The following is a 20,491-nucleotide window of genomic DNA, read 5'->3' on the forward strand; positions in this document are numbered from 1 at the left end:
GGGGCTCGGCGGCGCTAGTTGCGTAGGCCCAGCACGCTCAGGTAGGTGTCCAGCGAACGCTGCACCGAGTTCCCTACTAGCTGCGTGATGCCGCCGTAATCCCCGCTCACGCACGCTTCGTCCAGCGAGTCGTAATACTCCAGCCTGTCCTCTTTCTGGATGATCGCCGGTGGATAGCCGGCCTTCATCAACTCGAAGTTGAGCAGCAGGCGGCCCGTGCGGCCATTGCCGTCGACAAACGGGTGGATTTTGACGAAACGGGTATGCAGTTCGGCGGCGCGTTCGACCGGATGCAGTTGGTCCGCCTGTTCGTACCACTCAACGAGCGACTTCATTTCCTCGGGCAGATGAAGGAAATCGGGCGGCGTGGTGCTCGCACCCGCGATCACGACGTTTTCCTGACGATAACGGCCCGCTTCCTTGTCGTCGATGCTTTTCAGAACCAGGCTGTGAATGTTCCTGATCTGCCATTCGCTAAGCGCCTCGTTCTTCGCGACGATTGCCTCGACGTAGAGAATCGCGTCCCGATGGTTCGTGGCCTCGAAATGCTCGCGCAACGACTTGCCGCCCACCGTGATGCCCTCGAGCACGACCTTCGTCTCACGCAGCGTGAGCGTGTTGCCCTCAATGGCGTTCGAGTGATAAGTCCATTCCAGCGTCAGCTTCTCGCGCAACGACGCGAGCGTATGAACCGGGAGCGGACGCGCAGCGTCGAGCTTCGTCTTGTCGGCGTCGATTGCGTGCAACAGCGCCGTGGTTGGGAGAGACATCGCGTTCCTAAACAGCCAATAGCAGGCGGATCAATTGAAGGGAGCTTTGCTTATCATAGCACTGCGATTGCACCCTCAATTTATGCCTTGCCGGGCATCGAAACGGCCTTCTGCCTGGTTCGGCGAAGCCACGCTCCGGCGACGCGCCCCTCACTTAAACACCGTCGCCCCCGAAAACGGCGCCGGCTCCGGCTCGGACCGGTACTTATCCTCAATCGCACTCACGCAGTTGGTGAACTGGGTGCGAAACTCCACGGGATGGTCACCCGGCGGCGCGAGTCCATCCGAGGTGACATTCCAGCCGTCGGCGGTGCGCACGGCATCGAGGTCGAATGTCGCCGCCGATTGGCTCTCCAGAATCACAGCCTCACGCTTCTGGCCGCCGGGCACCGTTAGCACCGCCTCGCAACCCTGTTGAAGCTTCACCGCCGCATGCGCGGAACTGCCGAACGGCGCGGCGTTTTCGGGCGCGGTGAGGTACATGCGCATCGACTGGAACTGTGGCGGCATGGCGCCAATGACAAATTGAACGTCGGTCTCAGACATGCTGTCGCTGCAACCGGCCAGGCTACCGATCAGCGCCACCAGCGTGATACGGGCAAAAATCTGCCGCATCGCAACAAAACCGGGCCGGCGACGGACCGCCGCCTTCGCCATACCGCCGCGAACGCTAACGTTATCGTTATCTGAGTTTTGCCGCTGCCGGGGGAACGTAACTGTCGCAAACGCCATCTCATCTCCTTGCTCCCTCACTCCGCGCCGGATCGCTAGATCTCTGGACGGACAAGGTGCTTTCGTTGCCGTGGATATCGGCACGAAAAGGAGTTTCTTGATGGTCGCCGGGAAATTTTTACAGCCTTTTTACTGCCCCGCCTCCGGCTTCACCCCCAGCAGCTCCCGAATATGGGCGAGCGAGCCATCGTCCTTGACCACCGTAGACAGCCATTGATGCAGGGGCATCTCCGCCCATTCCGCCGCCTTGTCGGCCAGATACGCCGCGGGGCTATGCGGCTCGGTACTGCGAAAGAAGCGGGCCACCGCGCGCAACTGCGCCACCGCCTGGGCCCGGTTCTGGATGCCGGCGCTGCTCCCAGGCGCATTCGTTGATACACTCGTCAACACGGGTTCCTCCCGTTGCGGTGAGGTCTTGAAACTCGGTTCAGTACGTTCGGAAAGCTCACTGCTCTCCGGCTTCTGCACTTTCGGCGCGGCAGCTTCGGCCGTCACACCCTGTTCGCGCGCAAAGCGCTCGGCGAGCCGGTACACCCCTTCGTACGCGTCCTTCGCCTGTCGAAAACTCGGCGCCGCATCACCCGCGCGCCGGTCCAGTTCCTGCTCGAGCGCGAGCATGGCCGCTTCGAACGCCTTCAGGTCCGCCAGCAAGCCTGAGTAGAACGGCGCCGGCGTGGCGCGCTTCGACGCCTCGATCTGCTCGATCGACGGCTTGCCGCGCGCGATATCGTCGGCGTGGTCGGGGTCGCGCTTCACGGCCTGCGCGACGTGCGTCGCCACTTCCCAATCGACCGTGCTGTAAGCGTCGCCCGGCGCACCCGTGAGCGGCATGGCGCGCAGCAACTCCGCTGTGCGCCCCACCAGCCATGCGACATTGCCGAGCCGGTACTCCGCGTCATCGCCTTCCGGCAGCGGGTGCAGATGCTCCCAATAGCGCTCCGAAAGCCCGGTGATCAGCCCATAGCCATCGGTGAGGCCTGTCACGCCCTCCTCGATCGCCAGCCCCTCCGTGAGCCACACCGCGAGCCGCAAGTCCTTGGTCTGCGTCTTGAGCAGATTCGTGCTGCGCTCGACGACGAACGGCCAGTTCGCCTCCTTGATGTCCGTGACCCACTCGCCCTGATCGAGCGATGGGTCGTCGAAACGGCGCGCGTTCTGGATCGCGTCGAAGTCGGCGGAGAACAGCATGTCGTCGCCGCAAGGCGAGCTTTCGCTGATCGGTTCCAGCAGCGTGTTGATATGAGCGGGCATTAGCATGGCAGAAAGCGATAAGTGCCTGATGAGGCGTTGCAACAGTCAGGTCCGCGCGTCAAGGCACGCACCTCAAACCACCGTATATTCGAATTCACCGGCCTCGCTCGCCCGCACCGCAATGCGTTCGAGCGCCGTACCGTCCGCAATCCGCTCCAGCACCTGTTGCGCCACTTCGGGCAGCAGTGTGCCGTTCAGGATGTGATCGACGTTGCGCGCGCCGGAATCCACCTCCGTGCAACGGGCCAGCACAGCGTCTACGAGCGATTCGTCCCATTCGAACGTCGCCTTGTGGTTCGTCTCGATACGCCGGCGAATCCGTTCAAGCTTCAATTCGATAATCTCGGCGAGCACATCGTCGGAAATCGGATAGTACGGCACCACTTTCATGCGCCCGAGGAAGGCCGGCTTGAAGGCCTTGTACAGTTGCGGGCGCAACGTTTCGGCCAGCGCATCGGCGTCCGGCAACTCTTCGGCACTCTTGTTCAGACAGGCTTGCATGACGGCCTGCGAGCCGACGTTCGAGGTCAGAATGATCAAGGTATTGCGGAAGTCGATCTCGCGGCCTTCCGCGTCATCCATGGTGCCCTTGTCGAACACCTGGAAGAACATTTCGAGCACGTCCGGGTGGGCCTTCTCCACCTCGTCGAGCAGCACGACGGAATACGGATTGCGGCGCACCGCTTCGGTCAGCACGCCGCCTTCCCCATAGCCCACGTAACCCGGCGGCGAGCCCTTCAGACCGGAGACGCTGTGCGCCTCCTGATACTCGCTCATGTTGATCGTGACCATCTTGCGTTCGCCGCCATACAGGATATCGGCCAGCGCCAGCGCTGTTTCCGTCTTGCCGACGCCCGACGGGCCGACGAACATGAACACGCCACGCGGCTTGTTCGGGTCTTCGAGGTTCGCGCTTGCGGTTCGCACGCGCTGGGCAATCGCTTCGAGCGCATGGTCCTGGCCAATCACGCGGGCGCCCAGCAGCGGCTGCAGGTTCAGCACGGTCTGAATCTCGTCCTTGACCATGCGCCCCAGGGGAATGCCGGTCCACGACGCGACGATCTCGGCGACCACGTGGCCGTCGACCTGCAACGGCACCATCGGCTGGCCGCCTTGCAGCGCGTGCAGTTCGCTCACGCGCGCCGCCAGGGTCTTACGCGCGCTCGCGGCCTTTTCCGCCTGGTCAGCGTCGGCGCTGCCGCCACGGGCGGCGTCGATCTGCGCCCGCAGTTCACCGATCTCCGATACCAGCGCGCGCTCGTTCTCATAGCGCGCTTCGCCGGCAGCCAGCGCGGTCACGTCCGTCTCGCGCAGGCTGCGCAGTTCGCCAAGCCGCTCGTCGTGCTGCGCGCCGCTCGCCGCTTCACGCTCGAGCGCGGCCACTTCCGCGTCGATCCGTTCGATCCGCTTCCTGGCATCGTCGATTGCCGCGGGTGTCGAGCTATGCGCCAGCGCCACCTTCGCGCAGGCCGTATCGAGCACGCTGATCGCCTTGTCGGGCAATTGCCGCCCGCTGATATAGCGATGCGACAGCCGCACGGCTTCGGTAATCGCGTCGTCCAGCACACGCACGTTGAAGTGCTTTTCCATCAAGGCGGCCATACCACGCAGCATGGACGCCGCCAGCGTCTCATTCGGCTCCTCGATCTTCACGACCTGAAAGCGCCGCGCCAGCGCCGCATCTTTCTCGAAGTACTTCTTGTACTCGCTCCACGTGGTGGCGGCAATCGTACGCAGTTCGCCGCGCGCAAGCGCCGGCTTCAGCAGGTTTGCCGCGTCGTTCTGCCCGGCCTGTCCGCCTGCGCCGATGATCGTATGCGCTTCGTCGATAAACAGGATGATCGGATGCGCGCTCTTCTTGACCTCGTCGATCACGTTCTTCAGGCGGTTTTCGAATTCGCCCTTGACGCTCGCACCGGCCTGCAACAGCCCCATATCGAGCACATGCAAGGCCACGCCTTTCAGTGGCGCGGGCACGTCATCGGCCGCAATGCGCAGCGCCAGGCCTTCAACCACGGCGGTCTTGCCGACGCCCGCTTCGCCCGTCATGATCGGATTGTTCTGGCGGCGGCGCATCAGGATGTCGATGGTCTGGCGAATTTCCGCCTCGCGGCCAATCACCGGATCGATATGGCCGTCACGCGCCCGTTGCGTGAGGTTGGTGGTGTACGTATCGAGCGCGGGGGTCTTCGACAGGCCGCCGCTTTGCACCGGCCGCAGATCGCCGTCACCTTCGCCGTCCTCCGCAGAGGACACGTCCGCTTTGCGCTCCACTTCGCACGAGCCGGCCGTCAGCTCATCGAACTTGTGCTTGAGATCGGTCAGGCGGACGTCGCGGAACAAGGGCGACATCCGTTGTGCAAACTGCGCCAGATCCGGCGCGCTCAGCAAGGCAAGCAGCAGATGCCCCGAGCGGATACGGCCAATCTGCGAATCGAGCGACGCCACCAGCCAGGCCTGTTCGAACAGCGCAATCAGATGCACGGAAAACACCGGCGTGCGCGCATTGCCGGTCTTCAGGCGTTGCAGCTCACGTTCGAGGTCGGCGCGCAGCCCATGAGCATCGATACGGCTCGCGCGCAGCACCAGCGACGCGTCGCTTGCCGGCTCGTCGAGCAAGGCCAGAAACAGATGCTCGAGATCCACCTCGTAGTGACCACGCGACAGGCAATGGCTCGCCGCGCGCTCGGTCGCCTGGCGGCAGGTCGGATTCAGTTTCGCGATCAGGGTCTTGAGGGGCGTGCTCATGTCGTGCGGTCCAGGTCCTGTTGGTGTCTTGACGTCTCGTGTTGCTTCACGCTGTTTCGCGATCTCTCGCGACACGTCGTTATATTCAGTGAATCACGTGCAGCTCGTAACGGGCATCGGCGCGGTCGCGGTCGGCGTCGTGCGTGCACAGAAACGCATCCCAGCCGAGCCGCGCACCTTGCCCAAGCTGGATCGAACCCACCTCGGCGCGGCGCAGTACCAGCGAGACCTCGTATTCGAGCGTCACTCCGGCAAGCAGCGTCAACATCCGTTCCAAGGCAATAGCGCGTTCGGCGCCGGGCAGGAAAGCCTCGTAGTCCTTCTTGCGCAGCGGGCCGATCACGAGGCGTGCGCGCATGTCGCGCTGCCAGACCCGTTCGCCGGCGAGCGCCGTGGCGCCGAGCGTTGCGTTGTAGCTGCCGAGCACCGTCAACTGATCGCGCGGCACGTCATACCATTTGCCGACAAACTGGTCGACGCGCACCGGCACCTGGAAATACTCCGAGAGCGTGCGTTGCAGGTAAGCGGCCGACACCGGCCGATGCCGCGCCGCGAGCGCATAACCGGCAATCGCCTCGTCGAACAGCGCGCCGTCGCCTTCCTGCAGACTGCCGCGGGTGTCGTCATCGGCCACGCCGGCGAGCGCCAGCAGCAACGGCAGATAGCGCTCGTCACGGTCCAGCTCGTAGTGAAACGGCAGCCGGTACTTCTTCCACGCCGCGTAGAACAGCGCGGTTGCCCGGTTGGAGAACACGTCGAAAAACTCGCGCGCCGCACGGTCGCGCCGCAACTGCTCGCGGGCAATGATCTGCTCGGTATAGTGCAGCGGCAGCGCGCCCTGCCCGCCCAGCAGCCCGAAAAATGCCGGCGTGAGATCGACGCGCCCAAGCGTGCCGTCCTCCACCGCTGTAGTCCGTTGCGGCTTGTCCTTGAGCGCCACGCCCTGTTCGTCGTAAGACTGGGCGCCATGTAACTCGCTCGGCGGGAAACCGAGCGAGAGCGTGTTGCGAAACGCAATGCGCTGCGCCACGATCTCCCCGGGGCGCGTGGAATGCTCCTTGCCGAACCACTTCTCGAGAATCCGCACCGCCTGAAAAAACTCGAAGCGGTGCGGCTCGTCGAGCAGTTGCTCGACTACGCCAGGATCGATTCGCCGCTGCGGGGTTTGCATCGCAAGATCTCCTCGCCGGTGCGCTTCGACACGACGACCAGTTGCACAAAGCTGTTCAGGTGCACGTACAGCCCAAAAAACGTGTCGATCACACGCACGAACGACGCGAGACTCGTGCCCACAAAATGGTCCTCGTCGATCGTCAGGCGGATCTCCATGCCGCGCACGAAGGTAGCGAACGGTTTGCCCGGCAGCCATTGCACGGCCGCGCGCTGCTCGATGCCGACCAGCCCGTCGATATGCCGCGCCGACACCGCCGTGCGCCGCACGTCGTACAGCACCATCATCTCCTTGAGCGCCGCGAGGCCGCTGCTCGCGAGCGAGACGTGATTGAGCGCCAGGTGCGAGATCAGACGCCAATGCACCGCGCGGCCACGCTCGAAGCGCACGCTCGGCGTGGGCCGGCGCAGCATGGAGATATTGCTGGTCAGCGAGCCGCCTTCCAGAAACAGGTCGCCGCCTTCGATCCCCATGGCAAGCCCTGCCGGCAGGTCGCGATTGGTGCAGGTCAGATCGAGGCTCAGCGTGTCGGTTTGCGGCGCAGCCGGTTCGAAGTCGATATCGACGATCGAGATTTCGGTTTCGTAGCCCGGGCTTTTCTGGGCCACCCAATCGTTGCGGCGCGCGAACCAGTAATGCCCGGCGCGCTGCCGTTCGCCGTGATGCAGCGAGTAAAACGGCCTGAATTCGATCACCGTTTCTTCGTGCGCCTGCTGACGGACGAGCTTCACCGAATCGATCGAGTACACCTCGTAAGCAAAGGCACGGCGCCCTTCGGCGATCACCGGATACGAAACGGCCTGATGACTCAGGCGGATCGGTTCGCCGTGCTGCTGGAACAGGTTGACCACCGGCGTGCAGAACAGCCGGAAGTGCTGCGCCGACAACGAATCCAGCAGGCGCGCGACATGCGAATCGTTGCGCACGTCCTTGAGCACGACATGCAGCGTCAGGCGCTGGCAACGGCCGCTCGCACGCGTCATCGCCGCCAGATCGAAATCGACGAAATTGAATTTGTCGGGAAAGGCGAAGTATTCGGTGAGCAGCCGGTACGCCGGGTGCGATTTGGCCGGGTAGTCGATCAACGAATCTTCTTCGTCGAAGCCGGCCTGTGCGAGCGGCGACGCGCGCAGCGCGGTCCATACGCCGCGCCGGTCGGCCTCGACATAGGTGGCCATCGCATTGACGAACAGGCAATCGGTCAGGCCCGCGATAAACGATTGCTCGCCATGCAGGTGAGCACGCAGCGTGCTGAGCTTCAGGGCGCCCAGATCCAGTTGCGGCGCGGTCGATTCGAAGGTGATCGAGACCATCGCCGAGGCGTTGGCCGGCAACACCGTTGCGCTTGGCGCCATTGCCACTGAGGTGTACCTGGCCTCGGAAATGCGGATCGGCGCCAGCGTGACATCGTAGGCCGTGCGGAAGCGGCATTGCACGCCGCGGATGGGGCGCGACTTCAGCTCCGTGCCACGTTCGATCGTGGCCGGCTCGGTCATATGACTAAAGGCGCTGGACGTGCCCAACTGGGCGATCGAACACGACGGGAACGGCCGCAGGTAGTGCGGATAAAGCACTTCGAGCAGTGCTTCGGTGAATTCGGGGTAATCGTCGTCGAGTTTCTTGTTGATGCGCGCGCCGAGCAGCGCGAACGATTCGATCATCCGTTCGACGTGCGGGTCTTCGCAGTGCTCGCCGGACATCGCGAGGCGCGCAGCGATCTTCGGGTACCGGTCCGCGAAATCGTTCGAGTAGCGCCGCAAAAATGCCAGTTCGCGCTCGTAATACGGCAGCAGTTCTTCCATCAACCTATCCCCGGACCTGATACCTGCGCGCCGCCGTTGCGCGTAACGGTGGCCAGCAAGCGGTGTTAAAGCTTCGCGCGTGCGCGCGTTACGGAATACTGCAGCGTCGAGGGCTGCAGCATCGCATCGAAACTCACCGGTTCTTCTGCCGGATGCACGACCAGCAGCGCCTGAATGCCGAAATACAGCGCATTGGTCGACTGTTCGTTCAATTCGAGTGTGACCGCCACCTGCTTTAAGCGCGGCTCATGCCGTGCTATCGCCTGCTGAATCGATTTGCAGATGAACGTACGGTCGTAGTGGCTCGCCAGGCTCAGGCCCGCGAAGTCGTTCAGACCGTACGTCAAGACCGATTGCTGACACTCGGGAAGCGCCGCCAGCTCGTGTTCGGTCAAGGCGATCCGGGTGTTCAGGATTGCCTCGACGTCGCGCGCGACGGTCGCCTTCAGTTCGTCCAGTGACAATTGCCGCATCGCCGGGGACGCCGGCAAATGCGGTTCGTCGTCGAACAGCTTGTCGAGAAAGCTCGGTTCGAATCGTTTCATCAGGTGCCAGAGAAGCGCTGCAAAACGGGGCGCGGCGCCCGCGGGTCAAGTACGGCCGCCGCGCCCGGACCTCAGACTGCGTACGTCTTGTCGTTCTTCGTCAGGCTCCACGCGCCTTGCGCGTTACCGCCCTGGTTGCCGCCGATCTTCTGCTGCGTGTACTTCCACTGCACGGCAGCGTACTTCAGCGAGAACTGTTCGTTCGGCAAGGAAATGCCCGTGGCATCAGCCGTGCCGTTGCCCGAGCTAACCGCGCCGACGCTCGGTGCAACGCTCGAGATGATGACGTACTTCAGCTTGACTTCCAGATACTTGATCCGGTTGCCTTCGCCGTCCGAACGCATGAAGTCGACCGTGACTTCGTCGAACGTCGTGCCGCCCGAGGCGTGTTGATAAATCAGCGGGCTGACCACGTCGATGTCTTTCGTGAAGATCATGTCGCCGTGCTCGCAGCGCTCCGCCGTATGGCCGCCGGCCGTCGAAGCCGTTGCCGAACGCGGTTGCGTGATCGAGTGATTCCACGAATCGATTTCGATCCAACCCTGGTGATCCTTATCGGCGGACTCGCCCTTGATCGCCGGATTGCCGAATTTTAAATAGATGTCCTTCATAACTCATCGACTCCCCAAAGAGGTGGTTTTTACAGCCAGCCCGGACGGCCAGCCCAGGCATACTGGCTACGTTTATGAATTTGCCGGCTTCGGCAGATCAGCAACAAGTCGCAAAGAGATCGACAGCTCGTCCAGCTGGAAGTGCGGGCGCAGAAACGCGACCGAACGGTACGAACCGGGTTTGCCTGGAATCTCCGAAACCTGTATGGATGCCTCGCGCAGCGGAAACTGCGCTTTCTGTTCCTGAGTGGCGTTGTCGTCGAGCAGCACGTACTGCGAGATCCAGCGGTTCAGGAACACTTCGACGTTCTGTGCCGACGCAAAGCTGCCGATCTTGTCGCGCATCATCGCCTTCAGGTAATGCGCCACGCGCGATACCGAGAAGATGTACTGCAACTGCGCTGACAGCACGGCGTTCGCGTTCGCGCTATCGGTGCTGTACTTCTTCGGCTTCTGGACCGACTGGGCGGCGAAGAACGCGGCGTAGTCCGAGTTCTTGCAATGCACCAGCGGAATGAAGCCGAGGTCGCTCAATTCCTTTTCGCGGCGGTCGGTAATGGCGATTTCAGTCGGGCACTTCAGCGCCACTTCACCGTCGTCGGTCTTGAACGTGTGGGTGGGCAGGTCTTCGACCAGGCCGCCGCCTTCCACGCCGCGGATCGCCGCGCACCAGCCGAAATCGTCGAACGCCGCGGTCAGACGTGCCGCAAAGGCCCACGCCGCGTTGCACCACAGATACTTGCTGTGATCCGTGCCGTCCACGTCTTCGACGAAGTTAAAGCCTTCCGCCGTCGCGCCGTCCTTCGGATTGAACGGCAGACGGCCGAGGAAGCGCGGCAGCGTCAAACCGACATAGCGCGAATCTTCGGAGTCGCGGAACGACTTCCACTTGGCGTATTCGACCGTATCGAACACCTTGCCGAGATCGCGCGGCTTGCCTAGGTCGGCAAACGACTCGAGGCCCAGCAGTTCCGGCGAAGCCGAGGCGATGAACGGTGCGTGCGCCGCCGCGGCGACGTGCGCCATCTGCTCGATGAAATAAACGTCTTCCGGCTGGCGCGTCACTTCGAAGTCGCCGATGATCGTGCCGAACGGCGCGCCGCCGAAGGTGCCGAACTCTTCTTCGTAGACCTTCTTGAAGAGCGCGCTCTGGTCGAACTCAATCGCGTTCTTGAAGTCGCGCACCAGATCGCGCTTGGGCGCATGCAGCGCCTTGATCTTGACGGTCGCGCCGGTGTTGCTTTCCTTGCACAGGTAGTCGAGACCGCGCCACGTGCCTTCGAGGCGCTGGAATTCCGGGGCATGCATCACCGCGCTCAGTTGCGCGGAGATCAGGCGGTCGAGCTCGGCCACGCGGGCGTCGATAGTCGCCGAGAGGTTGTCCGATACGATCACCGTGCCGTCGAGCACCTGATGCACGAGCTCGCCGATCAGGTCTTTCGCGCGCGCGTGCTCCGAGTCGGACTTCGCCACCTTGCTCTTCTCGACGATCTCGTCGAGCAGCGTGGTCTCAGCGCCGCCTTGCGGGCTGGCGAGTTGGGCTGCTGCCGTTTGCTGGTTCATCTCACACCCCGTACTTATTCGCCCTGCTGGTCTTTATCCGGCGCGCTGCCGTGCTGTTCTGCCGCCTCACCCTGGCTCTTCGCGAGGGCCTGCAGTTGCTGGGTATTGGTCAGCACTTCGCTCAGCAGGTCTTCGAGCTTGTCGTTACCGGCAAGCTTGTTGCGCAGATCGGCCAGTTTCGAGCGCGCCTCGAGCAGGCGGCGCAGCGGGTCGATCTGCGAGACCACTTCGTCCGGGTTGAAGTCGGCCATGGAACGAAAGCGCAGATCCACGGCAAACTTGCCGCCTGTTTCGCTCAGGCGATTTTCCACCTGGAAGGCGGCGCGCGGTTCGATGCCTTTCATCACGTCGTCAAAATTGTCGCGGTCGATATTCACGAACTTGCGGTCACGTAGCTTCGGCTGCTCCACCTCCGATTGCCCCGCGAGGTCGGCCACCACGCCGACGACAAACGGCAGCTCCTTGATCTCGATCGCGTCGCCACGTTCGACCTCATAGGTCAATTGAACGCGCGGCGGCCGTACTTTTTGCAAACGTTTTTGAATACTTTCTTTCTTCGCCATCGTCGGCTCCCTGAAGCAGGTGGTCTTGCGTGTGAATTAGCGAAGTGCGCTGAACGGGTCGGACGCGCCACCGCTTTGTGCTGCCTTGGCAGGCGGTGCAGCCGATGTGGCCGGTGTAGCAGGCGCAGCGGGCGCCGCAGCCGTGCCCGGTGCAGCCGCCGTGGTAGCCGCGGGACTGCTGCTGGCAACATCCGTTGCGTCCGGCTTCTTCGTCACGCGTTTCACGTAACGCTTCTTCTTGACCACCGGCTTGTCGGAGTCGTCAGGCGGGAACAAGGTTGCCTCGCCGAGCGTGTCGCGCAGTTCTTTGGCGAGCGCTTGCGCGTCGGTCTTCGCATCGCCCGCGAGCGAGGCGTCCTGACGCAGTTCGCCGAGCGACTGCGTAGCCACCCGCAGGCCGGCAACCGCCAGCACGCTCTTCGCCTGGCGATCGGTCTGATCGCGCTGCAAGGCTTCCTGCGCGGCGACGATGGCCTGGCCGTAGTGGCCCTGCGTGAACTGGATCTGCGCAATGCGCGACCACGGCTCTTCGCGCGTCGGGTCGGTTTTGGATAACGCCTGATAAAGCGCGATGGCGCGATCCTGGTCACCCGACTTGGCTACCGTATCGGCGTCGGCCAGCGACTTGTTAAAAGCCTCCGGCGTGGTCGCGACATTGTTGCCCTGGGTTGCGCATCCGGCCATCACGCCACATGCCAACACCACCCCTGATAGTTTTACAAAGAGACGCTCTTTCATCGCTTTTTCACCGACGTGCGAGTTTTTTAATTCAAGGAGAAACCGGAGTTTTGCTTTGCTTCAAGTGCGCGGGTATAGTACAGGGCAATTTTTGATAATTCAACTTTCGTGTAACAAAGCATTGCATGAAAAAACGGTGAGCGCATCAGGCAAGCACACAAATAAGAAATAGTTTCCGGGCGAAATGTCCGGTGTTCTTTGGGGTGGAAAAATTTTCCGGGCATTCGGACGGTGTAGCGCGAGCAATCAATGCATTTTGCATAGATTGACGGCACTGCGCCGATTCGGTTTAAGTTAATGGCGATTTGACCGGGGGGCGATCGGCAAAGAACCGATCGGGGTAAATGAATTTGCATTTTATTCGCTATGCATCGTTGCTGGCTGCCTGCACGGCCCTCGCCGGTTGCGCCGCGGCCCTGCCGGTGCTGGGGTCGGCTGCCTCCGCCGCCCTGCAGGCCACCGGCATCAGCAAGCCCGACGTGCCGGACGCCCAGAAGCCGCCGCGCAATATCGGGCTGACGCTGTATGCCGCGCAGAACCTGAACGCCGCGACCGACCAGAAACCGCTGGCGCTGGTCGTGCGGCTGTATGTGCTGAAAGACCCGACCTCATTCCAGCAGGCGCCGTTTGACACCTTCACGGACCCCGACAAGGAGAAAAGCACCTTGGGCGGCGATTTGCTCGGCGTGCGCGAAGTCACATTGATTCCCGGCCAGCACTACACGGTCACCGAGAAAGTCTCGCGTGAAGCGCAGGCATTCGGTATCGTCGCGCTATTCCGCGATCCGGCTATGCAGCGTTGGAAATTCGCCTTCGACCCGGCGAAGTCCGAGAAATCCGGCATAATGGTCGGCCTGCATAACTGCGCAATGACTGTTACGAACGGCACTGTGATCCCGCCTGAACAGGGATTGCCCGTTCAATCGCTGAATATGCTGTCCTCGGTCAGTTGCGGATAAGGCGGGCATAAGATGCGTTTGAATGGCGATTTAACCGTTTTTGTTGATTTAACAATTGCCGAGCCCGAATTGGCTATCACCGGGCACGCAACCCGCTTGACGCATATAACAGGTTTGAGATGAGTTATTCCGCAAAGGTGCTCTGGGGGGAAGGCCTGTTTTTGAGGCCGCAGCATTTTCAGCGTCAGGACGCCTACCATGAGGCGCGCCTGTTCGAATCGATTCAGGCTATCCAGCCCTACAACTGGGGCGTGCGCTCGGTGCGCTTCGACCGCGATGCGCTCGGCAGCAATGTGCTGCGCGTGAGCGAACTGTCGCTGGTGTTTCCGGACGGCGCGCTGTATTCGGCCCCGCAGGCGGACGATCTGCCGCCGCCCATCGCGCTCGACACGCTGCCCGACGGCATCAACGAATTTACCTTTTATCTGGCGCTGCATCCGCTGCGCGAGACCGGCGCCAACTACTCGCCCGACAGCAACGCAGGCTTCGTCGCGCGTTACATCAGCGAACAGGCGCCGGTGGCCGATCATTTCACGGACGCGGCGGAAGCCGACGTCACATTCCTGAAAACCAGCGTCAAGCTGATCGCCCATAGCGAGCCGCGCGACCAGCTGCTCTCGGTGCCGCTGGCGCGGGTGCGCCGCACTGCGACCTCGGGCTTCGAGTTCGACGACAGCTTCGTGCCGCCCTCGCTCGCCATCGAGGCTTCGCCGATCCTGCATCAGCGCCTGCGCCAGCTGATCGACGCGCTGCAGGCCAAGGTGAACGCGCTGTACGGCTTCCACCGCGAGCCCACCAAGAACATCATCGAATTCCGCTCGGGCGATATCGCCTCGTTCTGGCTGCTGCATACCGCAAGCGCGGCGTTTGCGTCGCTCGCCCACCTGTACCAGCATGCGGCGCTGCATCCGGAGCGGCTGTTCCAGGAACTGCTGCGTCTCGCCGGCCAGTTGATGACCTTCTCGAAGGGCTACGCGCTCGCCGACCTGCCGCCCTATCGTCACGACGATCCGGGTCCTGGCTTCGCCCGCCTCGATACGATCCTGCGCGATCTGCTGGAAACGGTGATCTCCACGCGTTACTTCGCGATTGCCCTCGACGAAGTGCGGCCGTCGTTCCATGTGGGCCGCCTCGATTCCGGCAAGATCGACGACAAGACGATGTTCTATATCGCGGTGTCGGCCGATATGCCCACGGTCGAGCTGGTCGAAGCGGTACCGGCACGCTTCAAGGTGGGCGCGCCGGACGACGTCGACAAGCTGGTGCTCTCGGCCATGCCCGGTGTGCGCCTGGTCTATACGCCGCAGGTGCCGCCCGCCATTCCGGTGCGCCCCGGCGCCTGCTACTTCTCCTTTGAATCGCGCGGCGCGCTGTATGACCGCATGCTGCAGGCCCAGTCGGCAATGATCTACACGCCCTCTGGAATCAACGATCTCAAACTCGAACTGATCGCGGTTACATCATGAGCTACGCGCCCTCCCTCTTTGGCGGCCCCACGCCGGCCGCCACGCCCGCCCCGACGGTCGAGCCCTCCTACCAGGTGCGCTCGCTGCTCGATCTGCTGTACGACGGCTTCTTCATGCTGTTCCTGCTGAAGAACGGCCGCGAGCCGGGCGACGCCGCGGAATTCAGCCAGCGCATCCAGCAGTTTCTGGGGGATTTCGAGCGCGGCGCGAAAAAACTCAACGCCTCGGCCGACGACGTGTATGCGTCGAAGTTTGCGTTTTGCGCGGCGGTCGACGAATGCGTGCTCTCATCGACGTTCAAGATCCGCACGGAGTGGGAGCGCCGGCCGCTGCAACTGATCCTGTTCGGCGAGCAGCTCGCGGGCGAGAAGTTCTTCCACTACCTCGAAGAATGCCGCGCACAGGGTGCGGCGCGCCTGCAATCGCTCGAGGTGTTTCATATGTGCCTGCTGCTCGGCTTTCAGGGCAAGTACCTGCTGGAAGGGCCGGAGAAGCTCGCGTATCTGACGGCGCGGATCGGCGACGAAATCGCGCATATGAAGGGCAAGCGCGCGCAGTTCGCGCCGCACTGGCCGCTGCCGGACCAGGTGGCGCACCGCCTGAAGCGCGAGGTGCCGCTGTGGAGCATCGGCGCGGTGTTTGCGCTGGTGGGGTTGTTGGCTTACCTGGGCCTGAACAACTATCTGCGCGACACGACACTGCATACGCTCGCGCCGTACTCGCAGATCATCAAGCTCGGTCCGCAATCGGCCAATCTGACGATCTCGCTGCCGTAACCTCGGCTTCACAAGCGTCGCGAGATCCACGAGCGCCGCGGGCGGCTCGCACGCGCGCCTCGTTCACGAGGCGCGCCAGCGTCGGCGGGCTCATACGCTCGGCTATTTCGCGCACATACTCGTGGTGACGGGCATCGAGCGCGGCGTGTAAATGCCGCGCCTGCAGATAGCGCAGCAAGGCGATGCGCCGGTGCCCGAGCGCCATGCTTTGCTCCAGCAAGGCGAGCGCAGCGGCGCTATCGCCCGCTTCATAGGCGCGCTTCAGAAGCTCAGCGGTGTGGGCGCGCGGCATGGGTATTCGCCTCGTTCCTCGTTCCTCGTTGTGCCAGAGCGGCCCGGCTAGCGCGCCGCCACGACAGCCTGCACGCTGACGCGGGCGCGCAAGGCGTCGTAGTCCGCTCGCGTCCAATCCAGTTCAACGCCAATGCGGCGCGTGCCTTCGCGGATTTTCGGCTTGTGCAGCGCAAGCGTAAGCGCGTCGAGCGCGGGCCACTCGCGAAACGACAGTTCCGCCAGTTCGACGGCCAGGGTCTCCAGCAGCCGCGTATGCGGCTTGTCCGCCAGAAACGCGCTGACGCGCTCGCAATAGCGCTCATAGTCGATCATCGCGTGCGCCCCCTCCTCCGACGGCTCGCCGCGGTAAATCAGGCTGGCATCGATCACGACCGGTTGCGGTGCGGCGTACTCGTGCGCATGCAGGCCGATGCGCGTCGCGACCACCAGCTCGTCGATCAACACGCGCCAGCCGCGCCCGTGGCGCGGCGGTGCGGAAAACGGCGCCAGCGCGTCTTCATAGGGCTTCACGATAGCAGCGGCTCGGCCGCGTCGAGCATGATCCGGCAGAAGTAGTCGGCAAAGCTGCGGCGCACGACCAGTTCGAAGCTGTCGCCGCTGAGCGGAACCAGCACGATAGAAGCCTTGAAGTAATGGCTCTGCGCACATTGCCCCGGAGCGAACACGCGGGGATGAAGATCGAGCGGACAGCCGCGCGCCAGCACCTCGCGCACTTTCTCGCCGCTCACTTCGAGCACCGTATAGCCGCTGCCGATATCCACCGCCGAGGCGAACTGCCCCGCCAGCGCCTGCCTCAGTTTCGCCTCGAGCGCCGCGCCCTGTGGCTGATGCGAGCGCACCAGCCACTCGTCCGGGCCGAGCCACAGCACGTCGTAGCCGTTACCGCGCGCCACCGTGTTCGGTTTGGCGGGCGGCAGGCAACCGGTCACGCTTTCCACCGCACCGGCGAAGGCCGGATCGCTCGCCTCGCCGCGCAGATTGACGAGCTCGCGAAACGGCCGCTCGCTCAAGCTGAACTTCTTCGACGCACCGGCCTGGTGTGCCTTCAGCAGATCGCCCACGCCCGCCAGCGGCGACTCCTGCCACACCTCGCCGGCCGCGCGCTGCACGAGTGCCGAAGGCGCGCCCGGCGCATTGCTTCTTGCTTCATTCCACATGTTGACGCACTCCTTCGGTGTCGTAGAAAACCGGGCTGGCAATCTTTGCGGCAATCTGCTTGCCATCCGCAAGCGGGATGGTGACGCTCTCGCCCATCTTGTCGAGGCCACCCTTGATGACGGCAAGCGCAATCGAGCGCTTCAGGATCGGGCTGTAATAGCTCGAGGTGACGTGGCCGATCATCGGCGCAATATCGCCGAACTGGTGATTGACGAGCGGCTTCGCGACGATCTGGCCACCTTCCGGCAGCACGAACGAAGCGTCATCGGTGAGCAAGCCGACGAACTGCTTGCGCCCTTCCTTCGCCGTATCCGAACGCGTCAACGAGCGCTTGCCGAGGCAGTCTTTCGACTTCGCCACCAGCCCGCCCATGCCGAGGTCATACGGCGTGATCGAACCGTCCGTGTCCTGGCCGACGATGATGTAGCCCTTCTCCGCGCGCAGCACGTGCATCGTTTCGGTGCCGTACGGCGTGATGTCGAATTCGGCGCCGGCGGCCATCAGCGCTTCCCACACGGCGCGCCCCAGATTGGCCGGCACGTTCACTTCGTAAGCCAGTTCGCCCGAGAAACTGATGCGCATCACACGCGCCCCAACGCCGGCTACCGTGCCTTCGCGATACGACATGAACGGGAAAGCCGCATTGGCGAAATCAATGTCGCTGCACACCTTCTGCAGCACCTTGCGGCTCTTCGGTCCAACCACTGCGAAAGTGGCCCAGTGGTCCGTCACCGAGGCGAGCCGCACCTTCAGGTTCGGCCACTCGGTCTGCAGCCAGCGTTCGAGCCACGTCAGCACGCGCGCCGCGCCGCCGGTCGTGGTGGTCATCATGTAATGCTGTTCGGCAAGGCGCACGGTGACGCCGTCGTCGAACACCATGCCGTTTTCGTCGAGCATCAGGCCGTAGCGGCATTTGCCGACTTCGAGCTTGCTCCACGGGTTCGTATAAACCCAGTTGAGCAGTTGCGCCGCGTCGGGACCCTGAATGTCGATCTTGCCGAGCGTCGACGCATCGAGAATGCCCACGCTGTTGCGCACGGCGAGGCACTCGCGCGCCACCGCCGCGTGCAGGTCCTCGCCCTTCTTCGGGTAGTACCACGGACGCTTCCAGTTACCCACGTCCTCGAATGCCGCGCCGTTCTCGACGTGCCATTCGTGAATGCAGGTCTTGCGGATCGGATCGAGCAGATCGCCCAGTTCGCGGCCGGCAAACGCGCCGAATGTCACCGGCGTGTAGTTGGGCCGGAAGGTCGTCGTACCGGTTTCGGGAATCGTCTTGCCGAGTGCGTCCGCGAGAATCGCCATGCCGTTGATATTGCCGAGCTTGCCCTGATCCGTGCCGAAGCCCATCGCCGTATAGCGCTTGACGTGCTCGACCGACTCGAAGCCCTCGCGTGCGGCCAGCAGAATATCGGCTGCGGACACGTCGTTCTGGAAGTCCACGAACTGCTTCGGGCCACGCGCCGCCGCCTCGCGGCTGCCGACCAGCCACAGCGGCTGCAACGGCGCTTCGGCAATCTCCGCAACCTGCGGCGCCTGCGGACGCGTCACTTCAAAACCGAGCGATTTCACTGCCTCGACACCGGCATCCACCGCAAAGCGCAGGCCACGCGCCAGGCTGAATTCACCGGCTGCCGAGCCGACGCTGACTTCCGGCTGCACCGCCTTGCCCGGCACGAAGCACACCTTCTCGTCGTTCCAGTGCGCCTTGCCGCCCGATTGCGCAAACAGGTGCAGCACCGGACTCCAGCCGCCGGACATGGCGAGCAGATCGCACGCGAGATCAGGCTGCTTCCCGCCCACCTTGCCGTTCGCATACGCGGCCACTTCCACTGACGCTACTCGCAGTTTGCCGTGTGCGGCTGTCACGACAGCGTTGTTCAGGATCTTCACGCCGTGGCGGCGCGCAGCGGCCGGCAACGCACCGTTGCCTTGCGCACGCGGATCGACCACCGTCACCTTGGCGCCGCAGGTCTTCAGGTCCAGCGCGCATTGATAGCCGTCGTCGTTGTTTGTGAACACCACGGCCTCGCGGCCCGGCAACACACCGTAGCGATGGATATACGTCGACACCGCCGAGGCCAGCATCACACCCGGCAGATCGTTATTGCCGAACACGATCGGACGCTCGTGTGCACCGGTGGCGAGAATCACGCGCTTGGCGCGGACTTTCCACAGCAGCTCACGCGTACCCTTGCGCATCGACACCGGCAGATGGTCGGTCAAACGCTGCGTCACGGTGACGAGGTTGTGGTCCTGATAGCCGAACGCAGTGCTGCGGCTCAAGATGGTCACCTCCGGCATCTGCCGCAGTTCCGCCTCGATTTTTTCGACCCAGTGCGAGGCGGCACGGCCATCAATTTCCGCACGGCTCGACAGCAGACTGCCGCCAAGCTCGCGCTGATCGTCGACCAGCAGCACACGCGCACCCGAGAGGCCCGCCGCATGGGCCGCCGCCAGCCCGGTCGGGCCGCCGCCCACCACCAGCACGTCGCAATGGGCAAAGCACTTGTCGTAACGGTCCGCATCAGGCACTTCAGGCGACTTGCCGAGACCCGCCGCCTCGCGAATCTTGTCTTCGTACTTCGGCCACCATTTACGCGGCCACATGAAGGTCTTGTAGTAGAAACCGGCCGGCAGGAAGCGCGAAAACTTCTGGTTGATCGCCATGCGGTCGTGTTCGAGACTCGGCTCGGCATTCACGCTCGTCGCCACCAGCCCCTGGTACAACTCCACTTCCGTGGCCCGCGCATTCGGCACGGTATACGCACCGCGTTCGAGCTGCACTACGGCATTCGGTTCCTCGACGCCCGCCGTGACGATGCCGCGCGGCCGGTGATACTTGAAACTGCGCGCCACAAAGTGCACGCCGTTCGCGAGCAGCGCCGAGGCGAGCGTGTCGCCCTGGAAGCCCTGATAGGTGCGGCCGTTGAACGTGAAGGTCAGCGGAATCGCGCGATTGATGCGCCCACCGGCGCCGAGGCGGTCTTTCTGGCTCATTGCTTGTTGCCCTCGTGAGCGTCGTGGGTGGTCGAGTGGCTGGCGGACCCTGAGGTCGAAGCGCCAAAGGTTTCATAGCCGAGAATCTGATAGGACACCGTATCGCGTGTGGCCATGAACCAGCGGCGGCAGCCCTGGGTATGCAGCCATTGCTCGCGGTGCACGCCGCGCGGGTTCTTGCGCATGAACAGGTAGTCGCCCCATTCCTTGTCGGTCAGTTTTTCGGTTTCGAGCGGACGGGCGATATCGGCTTCGCCGCCGCACGAGAATTCAGATTCGGCGCGCGGCCCGCACCACGGGCATTCGATCAGTAGCATGTCGGTCTCCAATGCAGTGGATGAGCG

General features: G+C 63.2%; 18 protein-coding genes and 1 pseudogene. 3 read left to right on the top strand and 16 right to left on the bottom strand.

Going from position 1 to position 20,491, the window contains the following annotated elements; genetic code table 11:
* Window positions 1-14: 14 nt before the first annotated feature.
* The 11 genes from FFS45_RS13515 to FFS45_RS13565 all read right to left on the bottom strand — a co-directional run bounded on the left by FFS45_RS13515 (window position 15) and on the right by FFS45_RS13565 (window position 12,494).
* Window positions 15-749, bottom strand: coding sequence for a Fic family protein (locus FFS45_RS13515; protein ID WP_349292315.1), 735 nt, complete (start codon window positions 747-749; stop codon window positions 15-17).
* Between the two features lie 171 nt (window positions 750-920).
* On the bottom strand, window positions 921-1,427 hold the full coding sequence (locus tag FFS45_RS13520; protein ID WP_137955151.1) for a hypothetical protein: 507 nt from the start codon (window positions 1,425-1,427) through the stop codon (window positions 921-923).
* 204 nt (window positions 1,428-1,631) lie between these two features.
* Complete coding sequence (gene tssA, locus FFS45_RS13525; RefSeq protein ID WP_137955208.1) at window positions 1,632-2,753, bottom strand: type VI secretion system protein TssA; 1,122 nt, start codon at window positions 2,751-2,753, stop codon at window positions 1,632-1,634.
* A 72-nt stretch (window positions 2,754-2,825) separates the two neighbouring features.
* Window positions 2,826-5,501 (bottom strand): type VI secretion system ATPase TssH, encoded by a 2,676-nt coding sequence (gene tssH, locus FFS45_RS13530; RefSeq protein WP_137955152.1) that lies wholly within the window; start codon window positions 5,499-5,501, stop codon window positions 2,826-2,828.
* A gap of 85 nt (window positions 5,502-5,586) precedes the next feature.
* The gene (gene tssG, locus FFS45_RS13535; protein WP_137955153.1) at window positions 5,587-6,672 is read right to left on the bottom strand and encodes a type VI secretion system baseplate subunit TssG; all 1,086 of its coding nucleotides are present in this window, start codon (window positions 6,670-6,672) and stop codon (window positions 5,587-5,589) included.
* Window positions 6,636-8,474, bottom strand: coding sequence for a type VI secretion system baseplate subunit TssF (gene tssF, locus FFS45_RS13540; RefSeq protein ID WP_137955154.1), 1,839 nt, complete (start codon window positions 8,472-8,474; stop codon window positions 6,636-6,638). Before tssF ends, tssG begins: the two co-directional genes overlap by 37 nt.
* Before the next feature lie 65 nt (window positions 8,475-8,539).
* Window positions 8,540-9,019 (bottom strand): type VI secretion system baseplate subunit TssE, encoded by a 480-nt coding sequence (gene tssE, locus FFS45_RS13545; protein ID WP_137955155.1) that lies wholly within the window; start codon window positions 9,017-9,019, stop codon window positions 8,540-8,542.
* A 71-nt stretch (window positions 9,020-9,090) separates the two neighbouring features.
* Window positions 9,091-9,630, bottom strand: coding sequence for a type VI secretion system tube protein Hcp (locus FFS45_RS13550; RefSeq protein WP_137955156.1), 540 nt, complete (start codon window positions 9,628-9,630; stop codon window positions 9,091-9,093).
* 72 nt (window positions 9,631-9,702) lie between these two features.
* Window positions 9,703-11,193: a type VI secretion system contractile sheath large subunit gene (tssC, locus tag FFS45_RS13555; protein ID WP_137955157.1), complete on the bottom strand. Its 1,491-nt coding sequence runs from the start codon at window positions 11,191-11,193 to the stop codon at window positions 9,703-9,705.
* A 14-nt stretch (window positions 11,194-11,207) separates the two neighbouring features.
* A complete protein-coding gene (gene tssB, locus FFS45_RS13560) occupies window positions 11,208-11,756 on the bottom strand; it encodes a type VI secretion system contractile sheath small subunit (RefSeq protein WP_137955158.1) in 549 nt (182 codons plus the stop codon).
* A 36-nt stretch (window positions 11,757-11,792) separates the two neighbouring features.
* Window positions 11,793-12,494, bottom strand: coding sequence for a tetratricopeptide repeat protein (locus FFS45_RS13565; protein WP_137955159.1), 702 nt, complete (start codon window positions 12,492-12,494; stop codon window positions 11,793-11,795).
* A gap of 344 nt (window positions 12,495-12,838) precedes the next feature.
* Here FFS45_RS13565 and tssJ point away from each other — a divergent pair, with 344 nt between their 5' ends.
* From tssJ to icmH, 3 genes are all read left to right on the top strand, one after another.
* Complete coding sequence (gene tssJ / locus FFS45_RS13570) at window positions 12,839-13,453, top strand: type VI secretion system lipoprotein TssJ (RefSeq protein ID WP_137955160.1); 615 nt, start codon at window positions 12,839-12,841, stop codon at window positions 13,451-13,453.
* 119 nt (window positions 13,454-13,572) lie between these two features.
* A complete protein-coding gene (tssK, locus tag FFS45_RS13575; RefSeq protein ID WP_137955161.1) occupies window positions 13,573-14,919 on the top strand; it encodes a type VI secretion system baseplate subunit TssK in 1,347 nt (448 codons plus the stop codon).
* Complete coding sequence (gene icmH, locus FFS45_RS13580) at window positions 14,916-15,695, top strand: type IVB secretion system protein IcmH/DotU (protein WP_137955162.1); 780 nt, start codon at window positions 14,916-14,918, stop codon at window positions 15,693-15,695. The genes tssK and icmH overlap by 4 nt, the downstream gene beginning before the upstream one ends.
* A 46-nt stretch (window positions 15,696-15,741) precedes the next feature.
* Here the strand turns inward: icmH and FFS45_RS13585 are convergent.
* The 5 genes and pseudogenes from FFS45_RS13585 to FFS45_RS13605 all read right to left on the bottom strand — a co-directional run.
* Window positions 15,742-15,987, bottom strand: a pseudogene (locus FFS45_RS13585) (hypothetical protein); the annotation flags it as partial.
* A 47-nt stretch (window positions 15,988-16,034) separates the two neighbouring features.
* Window positions 16,035-16,499 (bottom strand): dihydroneopterin aldolase, encoded by a 465-nt coding sequence (locus FFS45_RS13590; RefSeq protein WP_171029648.1) that lies wholly within the window; start codon window positions 16,497-16,499, stop codon window positions 16,035-16,037.
* On the bottom strand, window positions 16,496-17,146 hold the full coding sequence (locus FFS45_RS13595) for a sarcosine oxidase subunit gamma (protein ID WP_137955163.1): 651 nt from the start codon (window positions 17,144-17,146) through the stop codon (window positions 16,496-16,498). The genes FFS45_RS13590 and FFS45_RS13595 overlap by 4 nt, the downstream gene beginning before the upstream one ends.
* Window positions 17,136-20,147, bottom strand: coding sequence for a sarcosine oxidase subunit alpha family protein (locus FFS45_RS13600; RefSeq protein WP_137955164.1), 3,012 nt, complete (start codon window positions 20,145-20,147; stop codon window positions 17,136-17,138). The genes FFS45_RS13595 and FFS45_RS13600 overlap by 11 nt, the downstream gene beginning before the upstream one ends.
* On the bottom strand, window positions 20,144-20,464 hold the full coding sequence (locus FFS45_RS13605) for a sarcosine oxidase subunit delta (RefSeq protein WP_137955165.1): 321 nt from the start codon (window positions 20,462-20,464) through the stop codon (window positions 20,144-20,146). Before FFS45_RS13605 ends, FFS45_RS13600 begins: the two co-directional genes overlap by 4 nt.
* Window positions 20,465-20,491: the final 27 nt, after the last annotated feature.

Origin of the sequence: Burkholderia sp. 4M9327F10 (assembly GCF_005503145.1) — a bacterium.
GTDB lineage: Bacteria > Pseudomonadota > Gammaproteobacteria > Burkholderiales > Burkholderiaceae > Paraburkholderia.

Bases quoted from the DNA above. Each gene is read 5' to 3' on its own strand.
- FFS45_RS13520 (WP_137955151.1), bottom strand. From the start codon at position 1,427: ATGGCGAAGGCGGCGGTCCGTCGCCGGCCCGGTTTTGTTGCGATGCGG.
- tssA (WP_137955208.1), bottom strand. From the start codon at position 2,753: ATGCCCGCTCATATCAACACGCTGCTGGAACCGATCAGCGAAAGCTCG.
- tssH (WP_137955152.1), bottom strand. From the start codon at position 5,501: ATGAGCACGCCCCTCAAGACCCTGATCGCGAAACTGAATCCGACCTGC.
- tssG (WP_137955153.1), bottom strand. From the start codon at position 6,672: ATGCAAACCCCGCAGCGGCGAATCGATCCTGGCGTAGTCGAGCAACTG.
- tssF (WP_137955154.1), bottom strand. From the start codon at position 8,474: ATGGAAGAACTGCTGCCGTATTACGAGCGCGAACTGGCATTTTTGCGG.
- tssE (WP_137955155.1), bottom strand. From the start codon at position 9,019: ATGAAACGATTCGAACCGAGCTTTCTCGACAAGCTGTTCGACGACGAA.
- FFS45_RS13550 (WP_137955156.1), bottom strand. From the start codon at position 9,630: ATGAAGGACATCTATTTAAAATTCGGCAATCCGGCGATCAAGGGCGAG.
- tssC (WP_137955157.1), bottom strand. From the start codon at position 11,193: ATGAACCAGCAAACGGCAGCAGCCCAACTCGCCAGCCCGCAAGGCGGC.
- tssB (WP_137955158.1), bottom strand. From the start codon at position 11,756: ATGGCGAAGAAAGAAAGTATTCAAAAACGTTTGCAAAAAGTACGGCCG.
- FFS45_RS13565 (WP_137955159.1), bottom strand. From the start codon at position 12,494: ATGAAAGAGCGTCTCTTTGTAAAACTATCAGGGGTGGTGTTGGCATGT.
- tssJ (WP_137955160.1), top strand. From the start codon at position 12,839: ATGAATTTGCATTTTATTCGCTATGCATCGTTGCTGGCTGCCTGCACG.
- tssK (WP_137955161.1), top strand. From the start codon at position 13,573: ATGAGTTATTCCGCAAAGGTGCTCTGGGGGGAAGGCCTGTTTTTGAGG.
- icmH (WP_137955162.1), top strand. From the start codon at position 14,916: ATGAGCTACGCGCCCTCCCTCTTTGGCGGCCCCACGCCGGCCGCCACG.
- FFS45_RS13595 (WP_137955163.1), bottom strand. From the start codon at position 17,146: ATGTGGAATGAAGCAAGAAGCAATGCGCCGGGCGCGCCTTCGGCACTC.
- FFS45_RS13600 (WP_137955164.1), bottom strand. From the start codon at position 20,147: ATGAGCCAGAAAGACCGCCTCGGCGCCGGTGGGCGCATCAATCGCGCG.
- FFS45_RS13605 (WP_137955165.1), bottom strand. From the start codon at position 20,464: ATGCTACTGATCGAATGCCCGTGGTGCGGGCCGCGCGCCGAATCTGAA.